This window comes from Streptomyces monashensis, assembly GCF_001866665.1.
In the GTDB taxonomy this organism is placed as follows: domain Bacteria; phylum Actinomycetota; class Actinomycetes; order Streptomycetales; family Streptomycetaceae; genus Streptomyces; species Streptomyces monashensis.
The window spans coordinates 201,512-215,807 of sequence record NZ_MLYO01000041.1; the positions used below are offsets into that span (position 1 = coordinate 201,512).

At 72.4% G+C, this 14,296-nt stretch carries 14 protein-coding genes; 5 read left to right on the forward strand and 9 right to left on the reverse strand.

Annotation, left to right across the window (positions count from 1 at the left end; genetic code table 11):
- Positions 1-5: 5 nt before the first annotated feature.
- Entirely contained in the window at positions 6-1,139 is a 1,134-nt protein-coding gene (pstS, locus tag BIV23_RS25470) for a phosphate ABC transporter substrate-binding protein PstS (RefSeq protein ID WP_071383270.1), read from the reverse strand.
- A 205-nt stretch (positions 1,140-1,344) separates the two neighbouring features.
- Positions 1,345-1,917: a helix-turn-helix domain-containing protein gene (locus BIV23_RS25475; protein ID WP_071383271.1), complete on the reverse strand. Its 573-nt coding sequence runs from the start codon at positions 1,915-1,917 to the stop codon at positions 1,345-1,347.
- 112 nt (positions 1,918-2,029) lie between these two features.
- Between BIV23_RS25475 and BIV23_RS25480 the strand changes: the two genes are divergently transcribed.
- Together BIV23_RS25480 and BIV23_RS25485 are read left to right on the forward strand one after the other, a co-directional pair.
- Positions 2,030-2,866, forward strand: coding sequence for an EamA family transporter (locus BIV23_RS25480; RefSeq protein WP_071383272.1), 837 nt, complete (start codon positions 2,030-2,032; stop codon positions 2,864-2,866).
- Between the two features lie 204 nt (positions 2,867-3,070).
- A complete protein-coding gene (locus BIV23_RS25485) occupies positions 3,071-3,778 on the forward strand; it encodes a B3/B4 domain-containing protein (protein ID WP_071383273.1) in 708 nt (235 codons plus the stop codon).
- 33 nt (positions 3,779-3,811) lie between these two features.
- On the opposite strand, the gene BIV23_RS25490 is transcribed toward BIV23_RS25485, so the two are convergent.
- Positions 3,812-4,777, reverse strand: coding sequence for a DUF1152 domain-containing protein (locus BIV23_RS25490; RefSeq protein WP_071383274.1), 966 nt, complete (start codon positions 4,775-4,777; stop codon positions 3,812-3,814).
- 393 nt (positions 4,778-5,170) lie between these two features.
- On the reverse strand, positions 5,171-5,896 hold the full coding sequence (locus tag BIV23_RS25495; protein WP_071383275.1) for an SDR family NAD(P)-dependent oxidoreductase: 726 nt from the start codon (positions 5,894-5,896) through the stop codon (positions 5,171-5,173).
- 106 nt (positions 5,897-6,002) lie between these two features.
- Here BIV23_RS25495 and BIV23_RS25500 point away from each other — a divergent pair, with 106 nt between their 5' ends.
- Positions 6,003-6,851 (forward strand): LysR family transcriptional regulator, encoded by an 849-nt coding sequence (locus BIV23_RS25500; protein ID WP_071383276.1) that lies wholly within the window; start codon positions 6,003-6,005, stop codon positions 6,849-6,851.
- Positions 6,852-7,056: 205 nt separating this feature from the next.
- Here the strand turns inward: BIV23_RS25500 and BIV23_RS25505 are convergent, their stop codons facing one another.
- Positions 7,057-7,266, reverse strand: coding sequence for a hypothetical protein (locus BIV23_RS25505; protein WP_107471249.1), 210 nt, complete (start codon positions 7,264-7,266; stop codon positions 7,057-7,059).
- Positions 7,263-8,162 (reverse strand): NAD-dependent protein deacetylase, encoded by a 900-nt coding sequence (locus tag BIV23_RS25510; protein WP_071383277.1) that lies wholly within the window; start codon positions 8,160-8,162, stop codon positions 7,263-7,265. Before BIV23_RS25510 ends, BIV23_RS25505 begins: the two co-directional genes overlap by 4 nt.
- Before the next feature lie 175 nt (positions 8,163-8,337).
- Here BIV23_RS25510 and BIV23_RS25515 point away from each other — a divergent pair, with 175 nt between their 5' ends.
- Positions 8,338-9,000, forward strand: coding sequence for a DUF998 domain-containing protein (locus tag BIV23_RS25515; protein ID WP_071383278.1), 663 nt, complete (start codon positions 8,338-8,340; stop codon positions 8,998-9,000).
- A gap of 51 nt (positions 9,001-9,051) precedes the next feature.
- Here the strand turns inward: BIV23_RS25515 and BIV23_RS25520 are convergent, their stop codons facing one another.
- Together BIV23_RS25520 and BIV23_RS25525 are read right to left on the reverse strand one after the other, a co-directional pair.
- A complete protein-coding gene (locus BIV23_RS25520) occupies positions 9,052-9,924 on the reverse strand; it encodes a phenylalanine 4-monooxygenase (protein ID WP_245790633.1) in 873 nt (290 codons plus the stop codon).
- Positions 9,925-9,986: 62 nt separating this feature from the next.
- Positions 9,987-11,255 (reverse strand): MFS transporter, encoded by a 1,269-nt coding sequence (locus BIV23_RS25525; RefSeq protein ID WP_071383280.1) that lies wholly within the window; start codon positions 11,253-11,255, stop codon positions 9,987-9,989.
- Between the two features lie 133 nt (positions 11,256-11,388).
- Between BIV23_RS25525 and BIV23_RS25530 the strand changes: the two genes are divergently transcribed.
- Complete coding sequence (locus BIV23_RS25530; protein ID WP_071383281.1) at positions 11,389-12,327, forward strand: LysR family transcriptional regulator; 939 nt, start codon at positions 11,389-11,391, stop codon at positions 12,325-12,327.
- A 194-nt stretch (positions 12,328-12,521) separates the two neighbouring features.
- On the opposite strand, the gene BIV23_RS25535 is transcribed toward BIV23_RS25530, so the two are convergent.
- On the reverse strand, positions 12,522-14,282 hold the full coding sequence (locus BIV23_RS25535) for a DEAD/DEAH box helicase (RefSeq protein WP_071383282.1): 1,761 nt from the start codon (positions 14,280-14,282) through the stop codon (positions 12,522-12,524).
- Positions 14,283-14,296 lie beyond the last annotated feature (14 nt).

The following is a 14,296-nucleotide window of genomic DNA, read 5'->3' on the forward strand; positions in this document are numbered from 1 at the left end:
ACGGGCTAGGACAGGGTGCTGATCCTGCTGCGTACCTTTTCGATGATGGCGGCAGGGAGCGTCGCGTAGCCCTGGAAGCTCAGGTCCTCCTGGCCCCTCCTGCCGGAAATGTATGTCAGGAACGCCTTGGTGGCGGACCACGTCGCCGCCTTGTTGCCCTTGTCGCAGACGATCTCGTACGTGACCATGTCGATCGGGTAGGCGCCGGGGGCCTTGGTCGCGTAGTCGAGCTTCAGCACGAGGTCGTCGCCGGAGCCGGCCACGGTGGAGCCGGCGATGGCCTTGGACGCCGTGAGGACGCTGGCGTCGACCGGAGCCGAGCCTCCGGTGGCGATGGAGACTGTGGGAATGCCACGGGCCAGGGCGTACGACAGCTCGACGTAGCCGATACTCCCCGCGGTCTTCTTCACCTGTTCGGCGAGGCCCGAGGAACCCTTCGCGGACTGGCCGCCCTTGGCCATCCACACCTTGTCGTGCCCGTGCGGCCAGGCACCCGGCGCGGCGGCGCTGAGGTAGGAGGTGAAGTTGTCCGTCGTACCGGACGAATCGGAACGGTGTGATGCCCGGATCGGTGTCGACGGCAGTGTGGTGCCGCGGTTGAGCTTCGCGATCGCCGGATCGTTCCACTTCGTGATCTGCGAGTCGAAGACCCTGGCCAGCGTGGGCGCGTCCAGGACCAGTCTGCTGACCCCCGGAAGATTGAAGCCGATCGCGATCGGGCCGCCGACCATCGGCAGGTGCACTGCCTGACCGCCGTCGGAGCACGCGCTCTTCGACTGGTCGACCTGGGCGGCGCTCAGCGGGGAGTCGGAACCCGCGAAGGCGGTTCTGCCCTTCAGGAAGTCGGTCTGACCGGCACCGGAGCCGTTGCCCTCGTAGGTGATCCGGGTGCCGGGACATGCCCGCGTGTAGTTCCCGATCCAGAACTTCATCGCGAACTCCTGCGCCGTCGAACCGGACGCCGGCACAGCGGCCGCCTTGCCGCAGGCGATCCCCGTGGTGGCGGGCGAAGGCGCCGCGGACGGCGTACTGGCGGGCCGGGAGCCGCCGGTGGAGCCGCACGCCGCCAGCAACAGGGCGCCGCAGACAACCGCCGCACCAACCGCCGGGCTGCGCGGCCCGCTCTTTGGCTGAAGCACTCTTCGGCTCTCCTTCTTGCGGACCGCCGGGGTCGGCCCGGGACGGGGGTCAGGCGCCGCGCGATCCCTGCGGGGCAGCGTGGGCGGTGACGCCTGCGTGGAGGAGGACCACAGGGCTGGCTGAGACCCACCTGTTCTCACTATATGCAATCGCAACGTAGCGTTGCGTGATGCGTGCAGACCCGCCGCGCCCCCTGCGCGGACGTCATGGGGCCGGTGGCAGGTGGACCGTCATGACCAGATGGCAGGTCTCGGTGCCCGCGCCGCGGTAGGTGTGCGCGGTGTCGCCGTCGAACGTGGCGGTCCGGCCGGCCTCCAGGGTGTGCTCGGTGCCGTCGACGACCAGGGTCATCACGCCTGCGGTGACACTGATCGTCTCCACGACCCCGGCCTGGTGGGGATGGCTCGGGTACTCCTCGCCCGGCTCCAGCCGCCAGCGCCACACCTCGACCGGGGCCGGGCCCGAGGTCGTCAGCATGAGCCGGGCCTCGCTGCCCAGCTCGCCGGTCCACAGCGGGGCCACGTCGTCGACGGACGCGATCCGGACCCTGCCCTCGTGCGGCCCCTGCATGAGGGCGGACACGGAGATGCCGAGGGTGTCGGCGAGCCGGACCAGGGTGGCCAGGTTGGGGTTGCCCTGTGCCTTCTCCAGCGCGACCAGGGCGCCCTTGCTGACCTGGGCGCGCCGGCCGAGCTCCTCCAGGGACAGGCCCGCGCGGACCCGGGCCGTCCGGACGTTGTGCGCGACCGTCCGCAGGGCGGCACCTGTCTCGGTCATCTGATCACCATCCTCTCTGGTCGGAGTGATGCACTGAACGGTCGTTTGATTGACGCCGGACGGTCGGTTTGTTGTACCGTGTAGCCGTTCCATTGATAGTAAGGGATGTGCCGTGATCGCTCTGCTGCTGGCCCTGGGCAGCTCTCTCGCCTACGGATGCGCCGACTTCCTCGGCGGCCTGGGGGCCCGAAAGGCCCATGTGCTGCGCACCGTGATGGTCGCGGCGCCGGCCAGCCTCGCGGTGGAGTCGCTGCTGTGGCCGGTGCTCGGCGTAACGTTCAGCGGCGCGGCCCTCGGCTGGGGTGCGGCGTCCGGAGTCGCCTCGGCGGTCGCGTTCGTCCTGCTCTACCGCACCCTGGCGATCGGCCCGATGAACGTGCTCTCGCCCGTCACCGCGCTCGTGTCCGCCGCGCTGCCCGTCGGCGTCGGCCTGCTCCAGGGTGACCGGCTGGGCAGCGCCGGACTGGTGGGCCTGCCGCTCGCGCTGGTCGCCGTGGTGCTGGTCAGCGCCGGACACGGCGCGGGCGCGGCACGCCCCTCGCGCACGGCGCTGCTGCTGGCCTTCGGCGCGGGCGCGGCCATCGCCCTCCAGCTGATCTGCCTGCACCAGGCACCCGCCGACAGCGGGGTCGCCCCGCTGATCATGGGCCGGGCGGTCTCCTCGGCCGTCACCCTGGCCACCGCCGCTTCGCTGCGCCGCAGGCTCGGCGAGGAGCGGCCCGCGTACGGCATGTCGGCCGCAGCGGGTGTGCTGGACTCCGTGGCGAACCTGCTCTTCCTGCTCGCCGCCCGCGGCGGCGACCTCACCGTCGTCGCCGTGATCACCGCCCTCTATCCGGCCGGCACGGTCCTGCTCGCCCGCGGCGTCCTCGCCGAACGCATCCACCGCGGCCAACTGGTCGGCCTGGGCACCGCGGTCGCCGCGGTCAGTCTGCTGGCGCTCGCCTGACCTTCCATACGTCCGCTCTCGAAGCCGTCCCCGTCCGCACGGAAGCCGACCGGAACGGTCATCCCGCTCCGGAACACCGGTCTCAGTCCCGGTCCCAGTCTCGACGAAGCCGAAAGGCGGACCTACTGCACCGCCTGGACCGTATAAGGTCCCGGAAGTCCTGACCCCGCCCTCTCATCACACGCACGAATCGGAGACCCGCCCATGACCGACATCCGTATCGCTCCCGCCGTCGCCGAAGCCTTTCCCGACACCCTCATCGCCGTGGTCACCGCCACGGGCCTGCGCGGGCGCGAGCCGTGGCCGCACACCGTCACCGCCCTGGAGGAGCTGGAACAGCGGCTGGCCGACGGCAGTTGGGCCCCGGCCGACGAGACCGACCCCCGCATCGAGGCCTGGCACACCGCCTACCGCTCCTTCGGCACCAACCCGCGCCGCATCCGGCCCAGCGTCGACGCGCTCGGCCGCCGCATGGCGAAGAAGGGCGGCCTGCCGCGCATCAACCCGGCCGTCGACTCCTACAACTCCGTCTCCGTGCGCCACGGCCTGCCCTCCGGTGCCTTCGACCTCGACCACGTCGCCGGCGACATCGACATCCGCCACGCCGACGGCACCGAGTCCTTCACCCCGCTCGGCGAGCCCGACACCGTCGAGACCCCGAAGCCGGGCGAAATCATCTACGCGGACAGCGAGATCGTCCTGACCCGGCACTGGAACCACCGCGACGCCCACCGCACCCGCGTCACCGAGGACTCCACCCGCGTCGCCTTCGTCCTGGAGACCCTCCACGCAGACCGGGACGGCGACCTCCTCAAGGTCGCGGCCGACGAACTCCAGGGCCTCCTCGCCCCGCACGCCCAGCAGACGGCCGTGTACCACCTCAGCCCGGAACAGCCCCGGGCAACGGTCTGATTCCGCGGTCGGTTCGGCGCGCCCCTCTTGACGTCAGTGCGGGAAGGCGCGTGGGGGTCGCTGCCGGGGCAGCTCCTCGCGGAAGTCGGAGATGGCGGTGCTGATCTGGCGCATCAGGACCGTGTGTTCCAGGCGGTCGAGGTAGAGGTTCGCGCGCGCCAGGGCGGGCAGGTCGACACAGAAGTACAGCCCCATGAGCGGGTTGACGAACAGTTCGCAGCCGCGGGTGCGCTCGGTGAACCGTACGTCGCCGAACTCCCCCCGCACGGCGGCGGCGACGGATCCGTGCACGATGCTCGGACGACTGGCATGGCAGTCCTGGGCGTGGGCGACCGCGTCGAGATAGGCGGCACCTTCGGGGCTTTCGCGGGGCAGTGAGAACGCGCCCAGGTAGCCGCCCGCGCGGTCCAGGCGGGCCAGGTTCTCGAGCACGAGGGAATGGTTGACGCCGTGGTAGGCGTCCACCCCGAAGCCCACGCACGCCACGAGCCGGTGCGGGACCTCGTCCAGCCCGGCGACTGCCGCGAGGCCGGCCATGTCCTCCTCCGGTGTGCCGAGACCGTGTTCGTCCCCCTGCATCAGGATGTCGGTGCCGCCGTCCACCAGCACGACCGCGTCCACGCCGCCGAGGTGTTCCAGCAGGGCCCGGTAGGCGGCACGCAACGGCTGGACACCCGTGAGGGGAAAGGCGTAGACGGTGTCGGGCAGTTCCCGCGAGCGCAGCCAGCGGGCGAGGGAGCGCTCGGGGAAGTAGTCGCCGCGCAACGGGGTGTCCGGGCGGACAGCGGCGACATCCTGCGCGACCCAGGAGTCGAGATCCAGACCGTACAGGTCGGAGAAGGACAGGCTGGCCAGGTGGACCTCCGCGCCGGCCGAACGCAGTGCGAGGGCCAGGGGCAGTCCGGCGTAGACGTCGAAACCCCCGCCCGCACCGGCCACGAGGATCCGGCGCGCCTCGCGCAGGCGGGTGAAGAAGGGGGGTTCACACAACGAGAACATCACCAGAACCTAACAAGGCCGGTGTGCTTCCCGAACAGCGGACCGGTCAACGAGCGGCCCCGGTGCCGGACTTGGACGGCGGCTTCTCGCGCCGCGGTGTGTGCCGCGGCCGCGGCCGCGTACGTCGTGCCGTCGAGGTGGTCACAGAAGCCGGGCCCCTTGCGCCGGTCTCCGTGACCGTCTCGTGCGGTCGGGGCCGTCGCCGAGTTCGGGGGGACGGCCATGGACGAGGCCGCCCCGCCCGCAGGGCGACGGCACGCCGGGACAGGCACCCGCCCGGCCCGACGGGCTGAAGCGGTGCTCCCGCGTGCCCCCCTCGTCAGAGGGCGAGGCCGGGCAGGCGCGGCGCCACGGCTCCAGGGTGCGGTGCCCTGCGACGCTGCCGGAGCCCGGTCACCAGGGCACTTCCCCCGCGTCGTCGAAGAAACGGCCGGTCGGACCGTCGTCGGGCAGGGCCGCGAGCCGGAGCGCGACCGCCGCGCCCTGTTCCGGGGTGCGCACGCCGCGGAAGCCGTTGAGGTCGGTCGCGCAGAAGCCGGGGCAGGCGGCGTTGATCAGGATGTTCGTGTCGTGCAACTCCTTGGCGTACTGAACCGTGACGGCGTTGAGGAAGGTCTTCGACGGCGCGTAGGCGACGGCGATCGGACCCGTTTCGGCGCCGGGGGTGGTCTGGCGGGTGAGGGAGCCGACGCTGCTGGACATGTTCACGATCCGCGGCGACGTCGAGCGGCGCAGCAACGGCAGCATCGCGTTGGTGACGCGGATGACTCCGATCACGTTGGTCTGCACGGCTGCCCACACCGTCGAGGGATCGACCGTGGTGGGCAGCTGCGGCGCGCTGCCGGTGATCCCGGCGTTGTTGACCAGCACGTCGAGGCGGCCGGCGCGGTCCTGGACCAGCCCGGCGGCGGCCGTCACGCTCGCGTCGTCGGTCACGTCGAGCGGTACGCCGAACGCGTCGACGCCGGCCGCCAGCAGCTTCGCCACGGCGGCCTCGCGCCGCTCCTCGTCCCGTGCGCCGACGCCGACGCTCCAGCCGAGTGCGCCCAGACCGGCCGCGATCTCGTAACCGATCCCCTTGTTCGCGCCGGTCACCAGCGCGATCGTCTGTTCGTTCATACGGCCGATCCTCCCCGGGCCGTGCGGTACCGGGCCAACACCGAATGGGTGGGCAGCGATACCTGGCGGGTATCGATCCCGGTCGGGGGCCGGGTAGCATCGCGGTGTGGAGACACGGGAGCTGCGGTACTTCGTCGCCGTCGCCGAGGAGCTGCACTTCGGGAGGGCCGCGCAGCGGCTCGGCATCGCGCAGCCTCCGCTGTCGCGGGCGATCCATCAGCTCGAACGGCGTCTCGGGGCGTCGCTGCTGGAACGCACCAGCCGCACGGTCACCCTGACGGAGGCCGGGTCGGTGCTCCTGCAGGAGGCCCGGGCGGCGCTGGACGCGGTCGAGGCCGCCGAGCGTCGTACCCGCCGTGCCGCCCTCGCCGCGACCGGCCGGCCGGGCGTGGTCCTCGCCACGAAGGCGGGCGCTTCCAGCGAGCTGGTGGCGAAACTGCTCGACGCCTACGCCGCCGAACCCGATGCGGTCACCGTGGACCTGCTGCTGTGCGGGATCGGCGAGCAGGAACGACTGCTGCGCGACGGCCGGGCCGACGTGGCCCTGCTGCACCTGCCGTTCGACTCGGCATCCGGTTTCGACACCGAGGAACTCCGCGCGGAGGGACAGGTCGTGGTGCTGCCGGCCGGGCATCCCCTCACCGGCCGGACCCAGGTGCGGATGGCCGAGGTCACCGAGCTGCCCGACCTGCCGTTGCCGCGCTGGCCGGGCCCCGACGGTGCGTACCCCGAGGGTCCGGGGCCGCGGGCTCGCGACCATGCGCAACTGCTCCAGCTGATCGCGCTCGGCCGCGCCTGCTGGATCGCGCCGGAGTCGTGCCGAGCGCAGCTGAGCGAGGATCTCGCCGCCGTGCCGGTGCTGGACGCGCCGATGGTCACGACGGTCATCGCGTGGCCGCCCCAGAGCCGGTCCCGAGCCGTCGCGGGCCTCGTCCGGGCCGCGACACGTCACTGAACGCCCGCCCGCGCCTCGCACCACGTCCCGCCGACCGGCCGGCCGCGCGGGACGGGACAACGCCGTGCGGCGGTCGGCCCGGCTCCGTTCACTGCGCCGCGCACGATGCGGTGCCCTCGCGGGAAACCACCCTCGGGAGCGGTGCCGGGTGGCTGCGACGTCGGTCCGGCCCCGCGCCCGACGCACTGCGCGTTGCGGGCGGGCTTCAGGCACGCACCCCTGCGAGTCCCGTCTGCGGGAAGAACGCGTAACCCCGGCCTGCCTCCCAGGCGTCCGACGCCTGCCGCGCCGATGCCGTGGCGTCGGCCTCGGTCGTGCAGCCGACCGCCACGTACGGAAGACGCGGATCCTGATCGACACTGTCGATGCGGAACGTCACGGCGTAGATCCAGACGTTTGCCGGGCCGAAGATCATAGTGGGCCGCCCCGGCCGAGCGGGACGCCCAGCCGGCCGGCCACGGTGGTGAGGGCGTCGCCCAGAGGGAGCGCGACCCGGGTGAGGGCGTGCCCGTCGCCCCGGGTCGGGTCCCTGTTGACGATCAGGACCGGAGTTCCGGCCCGGGCCGCCTGGCGGACGAACCGGAGCCCGGACATCACCGTCAGCGAGGACCCCAGGACCAGCAGGGAGGCCGCCGCACGGACCAGCCCACGACAGTGCTCCACCCGTTGCGGCGGGACGGCCTCGCCGAAGAACACCACGTCCGGCTTGAGGACGCCGCCGCACACCGTACAGGGCAGGACACGGAAGTCCCCGACCTGCTCGTCGGTGAGGTCGGCATCGCCGTCCGGGTTGATCCCGGCGGCCACCGGCGCGAAGCCCGCGTTGGCCTCCTCCAGCCGCCGGGCGAGTTCGCGGCGCGGGCTGAGAGCGCCGCAGGAGAGACAGACGACCCGGTCCAGACCCCCGTGGAGTTCCACGACGTCGTCGGTGCCGGCGGCCTGGTGCAGACCGTCGACGTTCTGGGTGATCACACCCGAGAGCAGGCCGTGCCGCCCGAACGCGGCCACGGCCCGGTGCCCGGCGTTGGGGCGGGCGCGGCCGAAGGTGCGCCAGCCGAGGTGGCTGCGCGCCCAGTACCGGCGCCGGGCCTGGGCGCTGGCGGTGAAGTCCTGGTAGGTCATCGGGGTGTGCCGGCTCAGGCTCCCGCCCTCGCCCCGGTAGTCGGGGATGCCCGATTCGGTGGAGATGCCCGCTCCGCTGAGCACCAGCACACCGCCGGTGCGCAGCACATCGGCGATCGGCTCCAGATCCGTGGTGCCCGGCGGCAGCTCCTGGGTGGGGGTCCAGCTCAGAGTGGGGCGCATGCGCATACCGCCAGGGTACGAAACCGGCGGCCGTCCTCCGTCCGTACCGTCCGGCGAGCGGCCGAGGTGTGGCTGGACGGCGGGTCCGCCCTACCTCGTGTCCGGGGGTCTGCCGGAGTGTCCGAGAGCAGCCGTGCATGATCCGCTGTTCGCAGGTGAACCGTGCGAGAGAGGTGGAGAGTTGAAGGCTCGGATCGGATACGTCGCGTGGGTCGCGGGCGTAGCGCAGTTCCTCGTGGCCCACGTGATCGTCGAGTCGGCCTGGAGCAGGCCGTACAGTTGGGCGCGGAACAACATCAGCGACTTGGGCAACGTGCACTGCGCGATGCAGTCGACACCCGAACCACGCTATGTCTGCTCGCCCGAACACGGCCTGATGAACGCCTCGTTCGTGGCTTTGGGGACGCTCCTCGTCGTCGGTGTCGTCTGCGCCGGGTTCCTGTGGGGCACGGGCGCGACGGCGAGGGTGGCCCGGTATCTGGTGGCCTGCGCCGGAGTGGGATTCGCGCTGGCCGGGCTGGCGCCTGCGGACGTCCACGAGAACCAGCATGTCCTGGGTGCCCTGCTCATCATGGCCATGGGCAACATCGGCCTGGTGCTGACGGGAGTTGGCCTGGCGGACGGAGCGCCGGGTCCGCTGCGCTGGGCGACCGGCCTGCTGGGAGCAGCGGCGTCCACGTCCTTCGTGCTCTTTCTCTCCCACCGCTACCTCGGACTCGGCATGGGAGGCATGGAGCGGGCAGCGGCGTTTCCCCTCCTGGCGTGGACGCTGTTCATCGGGGTCCGCGGCCTGCTCTGCCAGGCGGCTCGCAGGGAGCCGGACCACGGACCGGCGTGGGCCTGACGGCCGTTCGTCCGGCGTGCGTCGATACGCGCCGAGCCGTCGAACGGCGCTCTACGGTCTGCCTGTGCGGGGCCGTGGTGCGGTGTCGTCGTCGAGCTTGTCCAGGAAGCCGGCGAGGGTGTCGGCGACCTCGTCGAGGCTGCGGGCGGCGAAGAGGACGGGCTGGTAACCGCCGACGTCGTAGGGGGTGGCGAGCATGGCGTCGATGTCCAGCCGCCGGATGCGGGATGCCTGGAGCCGGCGGATCTCTCCGTAGGAGGAGAGCAGGGCCGCGCCGTAGGCCTTGGGCGTTCCGTTCTCCCGCAGGACGCCGTACTCGAGCGTGAACCAGTACACGTCGCTGATCATCTGGAGCACGTCCTTGCGCTCGATGCGCTCGGCGGCCTGGCCGATCAGGCGGTAGATGTCGGCGAAGGCGGGGGAGGAGAGGTGGATCCCGTGCCCGAAGACGTCGTGGATGATGTCGGGTTCGGGGGTGAACAGCGGGACGGCCGGGTGGCGCACGAACTGGACGGCGTGGAAGTAGCCGGCCCCCATCGAGCCCAGGAACCGCTTGTTCGGGACGACTCCTCCCGCGAGGGTGAAGTCGAAGCCGGTCAGCCGCCGCAGCTGGGAGCCGACCTCGGCATGCTGCGGGATGTGGTCGGCAGGAATGGGGGCCTGGTCCCGGGCGCCGAGCGCGGCGCGGCAGGCATGCTCGTCCTGGGCGCCGAGCAGCGCCCGGTGCACGGTCCGCCAGGTCCGCTCCTCGCCCTCGCTGTAGTCGACCGCCGGGTAGGGATCACCGACCCGGTGACCGCGGGCGACGGCGGCGATCGTCCTGCGCCGCAGCAGGTAGTGCGGATCGCTCAGCCCGGGGTGATCGGCAGCCACGCCCAGTCGGCCGTCGGCTGCTATGGGCGTTCGCAGGGGAATACCGCTCACGCACCTGATCTTCCCATCGGGGGGAGGAGTACACATCTCGGCACGTGGCCGGCAGAGCACTCCTACGGGGTGACCGGTCCCGGCGCCGGTTCGGGGAGAGCCGCTGCCGCGCGGCGGGGGAGCAGCAGCGGCGTCGCCAGCAGGAGCACGCCGGCCAGGCCGATGGCCGTACGCGGGCCGAGCAGGCCGCCGAGCACACCCCAGACAGCCGTCAGGAGCGCGGTCGAGGCCTTGGTCGTCACCGTCCAGGCGGACAGTGTGCGCGTGACCCGGTCGGTCTTGGTGCGCTCGAGGCGGTAGGTGGCGTAGACGGGGTTGAAGACCCCGCAGCAGAAGATGAGCCCGAGTTCCACGCCCATCACCAGCAGCAGCCCGCCGGTGCCCGGCCCCACGAAGGCCAGGCCGACGGACCAGGGCACGCGTAGCGCTCCGACCACGACCAGGACCCGGTGCTGTCCGAACCGGGTGACGAGCGGGCGGGCCAGCCGGGAACCGAGCAGCCCGCCGATCGAGGGGGCGGCGAAGGCGAGGCCGTACTGCCACGGTGTGAACCCGAGCCGGCCGAGCATCAGGACGGACAACAGCGGCTGGGTGGCCATCACCAGGCCGTTGAACAGGGCGGTGTTGAAGAACAGCGGGCGCAGGGTCGCGTCGGCGAGGATGTACCGCCAGCCGTCGAGCAGGTCCACGGCCCGCATGCGCGAGGCCTCCCGGCGCTCGGGCCGCGGCTCGTGCTCGCCCGTCGCGCGGATGCCCAGGGCCGAGAGCAGGTAGCTGACCGCGTCGGCCACCACCGTCGCCACCGGACCCAGGAGCCCGACCGCCACGCCGCCCAGCGGCGGTCCGATGATCGTGGTCGACCAGGCGGTGGACTCGAACCGGGCGTTGGCGACGAGCAGGTCCTCGGCCGGCAGCAGCGTCTTCAGGTACGCACCGGAGGCGGCCCGGAAGGTGATGTCGGCCGCCGCGACGACGACCGAGACCAGCAGGAGCTGAAGGAAGGTGAGCACGCCGAGCGCGTACGCGGCGGGGATCGTCAGCAGTGCCGCGAAGCGCACCAGGTCCATGGCGATCAGCACCGGCCGCTTACGGCGGAACTCCACCCACGGGCCGAGCGGCACCGCCACGGCCGCGCCCACCGCGGCGCCCACGGAGGAGAGCGCGGCGACCTCGGCCGGTCCGGCATGCAGGACCCGGATGGCGATCAGCGGGAACGCGCCGAAGGCGAGCCACGTGCCCAGCGCGCTGGTCGCGTACGCTCCCCAGAGCCATCCGAACGGTCGCCCCAGCCGACGTCCGAGCAGATGCCCCAGCCGGTCCCCGCTCCTCATACCCGATGCTCCTCACCGCTCACCCGCACAACCGATCCGCGATCGGAATCATCAAAGCGAGCGCCTTGGCCTGGGATCAAACAACCGCAGGGCTCTCGGGCACAACCGTGGGTTGTACCCATAGGCTGTCGCCATGGACCTCGACACCGTTCGGACCTTCGTCGCCGCCGCCGACGCGGGGCAGTTCCAGGAGGCCGCCGCCGAGCTGGCGGTCACCCAGCAGGCCGTCTCCAAGCGCATCGCCACGCTGGAACGCACCCTCGGTGTGCGGCTGTTCACCCGCACCGCGCGCGGCGCCGAGCTCACCATCGACGGGCAGGCGTTCCTGCCCCACGCGCGCGAGTTGCTGCGTGTCGCCGAGCGCGCGACCGCCTCCGTGCGCACCGGCCGCCGTCCGCTGCGCGTCGACGTGATCAACTCGCGCGGCGCGGCGACAGGCCTGATGCGCGGGTTCCACCGTGCGCACCCCGAGATCGACCTCGACGTGGTGATGCTGTTGGACGGCGTCGAGACGGCCGTGGCCGCCGTCCGGTCCGGTGCGATCGACGCGTCCTTCCGCGCCGTCGCCATGCCAGGCCGGCCTCTTCCCGAGGACATCGAGTCCGTCCGGGTGCTCGACGAACCCCTCCAGCTCCTCACCGGCCCCGCCCACGCGCTGGCGGGCGCCCGGTCGGTGACGCTCGCCCAGCTCGCCGGACACCGCATCTGGATGCCCGGCATCGTCCCGGGCACCGAGTGGGCCGCCTACTACGACGACCTCGTCGCCGAGTTCGGCCTCACCATCGAGGCGACCGGCCCCAACTTCGGTTCCGACGCGCTCCTCGACACCGTCGCCGACACCCCGGCCCTGGCCACCTTCATGAGCGAGCAGACCCGCCTCGTCTGGCCCGCCGGCCATGGCCTGCGCCGCATCCCGGTGACCGGCCCCACCCCCGTCTACCCGCACTCGCTCCTCTGGCACCGCGACAATCCCCACCCGGCGCTGACCACGCTGCGCGCCCACCTGGCCGCCACGCCAGCCCGGCACGATGCCGCCGGGACCTGGGTGCCCGACTGGGTGCTTCCACGGTGAGCGCCGTCGGGTCCGCGATCACCGGACCGACGCACGACACCATTGCCCAGGGGGGTTTGGATGATGCCGGCGTCGCGGGGTCCGGAGTGGGTACCGGCCACTCCGGACCCCGCGGCGCCTGCCTCACGGACCGAGGACTCCCGGCACCGACCAGCCGCTGTCGGACGCACTCCTCCGACACCGCCCGAGCACGCTCATGTGGCGGAGGGGCGACGGCTGCCTCGGCGGTCGGCGCTGCGGCCTCTGGTCCCGGCGGCGCCACCCGCGGCCGCGCCGGGTGCCGTCCGCCGACCGGATCCGCGTCCAGCCTTGCCGGAGGCCGCGCCGGTCGCGGCGTCGCCCGCTGCCTGGCGGGCGGAACCGCGGCCGCCCGCGCCGGCGCCACCGCGGCCGCCCGCGCCGGCGCCACCGCCTGCGGACCCACTGGACCCCGACCGGCGGGCCGAACCGCGCCGGTCGGTCGCGGAAGTGCCCTCGGAGGCCTTCGTGCCGGCCGCGGTCCGACGGCCGGAGCCCTGGCTCCCCGTGCTGTTGGCGGTCCCCGTCGCGGCCTTGGCCCCGACGCCGTTACGGCGTCGGCGACCGGATCGACTGCCGGGCGTGGCACCGGTGCCGTTCTTCCGGTCCTGGCCGGACGCCGTCGGTGTCGCCGGCTGGGGGACCTCGATGGTGACGGCCACGCCGGAGGGCTCGCGGGCGCCGGTGATGGTGGCCAGTACCGCGTCGCTGGAGGTGATGCGGGCAGTCCTGGGGCGGATGCCCGCGTCCGACATGAGCCGGGTGACGTCCTGCTTCTGGGTCGGCAGGACCAGGGTGACCACGCTGCCGGAGCCGCCGGCGCGGGCCGTGCGACCCCCGCGGTGCAGGTAGTCCTTGTGGTCGGTGGGCGGGTCGACGTTCACGACGAGGTCGAGGTCGTCGACATGTATGCCCCGGGCCGCGACGTTGGTCGCCACCAGGGCGGTGACCTGGCCGTTCTTGAACTGTTCCAGAGTGCGGTTACGCTGCGGCTGGGAGCGGCCCCCGTGCAGTGCGGCCGCACGGACGCCGACGGCCAGGAGCCGCTTGGCGAGCCGGTCGGCGGACCTCTTGGTGTCGAGGAAGAGGATGACCCGGCCGTCACGGGCCGCGATGCGCGTGGTGACGGCCTTCTTGTCGGTCTCGTCCTGCACGTGGAGCACATGGTGCTCCATGGTGGTCACCGCGCCCGCGGAGGGGTCCACGGACTGGACCACCGGGTCGGTCAGGAACTGCCGCACCAGACGGTCGATGTTGCGGTCGAGCGTAGCCGAGAAGAGCAGGCGCTGTCCGTCGGGCCGTACGCGCTGCATCAGCCTGGTGATCTGCGGCAGGAAGCCCATGTCGGTCATCTGGTCGGCTTCGTCCAGCACCGTGATGCGCACCTCGTCGAGGACGCAGTCCCCGCGTTCCACGAGGTCGTTGAGCCTGCCGGGGGTCGCCACGAGGACCTCGGCGCCGCGCCGGAGCGTACCGGCCTGCTTGGTGATGGACAGCCCGCCGACCACCGTGGCCAGTCGCAGGTTCACCGCCGTGGCGTAGGGGGTGAGCGCGTCCGTCACCTGCTGGGCGAGTTCACGGGTGGGCACCAGCACGAGGGCGAGGGGCGCCTTGGACTCCGCCCGCAGTCCCGCTGTGCGGGCCAGGAGCGCCAGTCCGAACGCGAGGGTCTTGCCGGAGCCGGTGCGTCCACGCCCCAGCAGGTCACGGCCGGCGAGCGAGTTCGGCAGTGTGGCGGCCTGGATGGGGAACGGGACGGTCACGCCCTGGGCGGTGAGGGTCTTCAGCAGCCCTGCGGGCATGTCCAGAGCGGCGAAGTCCTCGACTGCGGGAAGTGCGGGTGTGGTGCTTTCCGGCAGCCGGAATTCCCTCGGCGCGGACGCGGCCGGTGAGGGTGACGAGGCGCGCCGGTTCGGCTTCTGGGGCCTGCGGGACATGCGGTTGGTCTGCC

Coding starts and splice junctions, on each gene's coding strand:
- BIV23_RS25475 (WP_071383271.1), bottom strand. CDS start 1,917: ATGACCGAGACAGGTGCCGCCCTGCGGACGGTCGCGCACAACGTCCGG.
- BIV23_RS25485 (WP_071383273.1), top strand. CDS start 3,071: ATGACCGACATCCGTATCGCTCCCGCCGTCGCCGAAGCCTTTCCCGAC.
- BIV23_RS25490 (WP_071383274.1), bottom strand. CDS start 4,777: ATGTTCTCGTTGTGTGAACCCCCCTTCTTCACCCGCCTGCGCGAGGCG.
- BIV23_RS25495 (WP_071383275.1), bottom strand. CDS start 5,896: ATGAACGAACAGACGATCGCGCTGGTGACCGGCGCGAACAAGGGGATC.
- BIV23_RS25505 (WP_107471249.1), bottom strand. CDS start 7,266: ATGATCTTCGGCCCGGCAAACGTCTGGATCTACGCCGTGACGTTCCGC.
- BIV23_RS25510 (WP_071383277.1), bottom strand. CDS start 8,162: ATGCGCATGCGCCCCACTCTGAGCTGGACCCCCACCCAGGAGCTGCCG.
- BIV23_RS25525 (WP_071383280.1), bottom strand. CDS start 11,255: ATGAGGAGCGGGGACCGGCTGGGGCATCTGCTCGGACGTCGGCTGGGG.
- BIV23_RS25530 (WP_071383281.1), top strand. CDS start 11,389: ATGGACCTCGACACCGTTCGGACCTTCGTCGCCGCCGCCGACGCGGGG.
- BIV23_RS25535 (WP_071383282.1), bottom strand. CDS start 14,282: ATGTCCCGCAGGCCCCAGAAGCCGAACCGGCGCGCCTCGTCACCCTCA.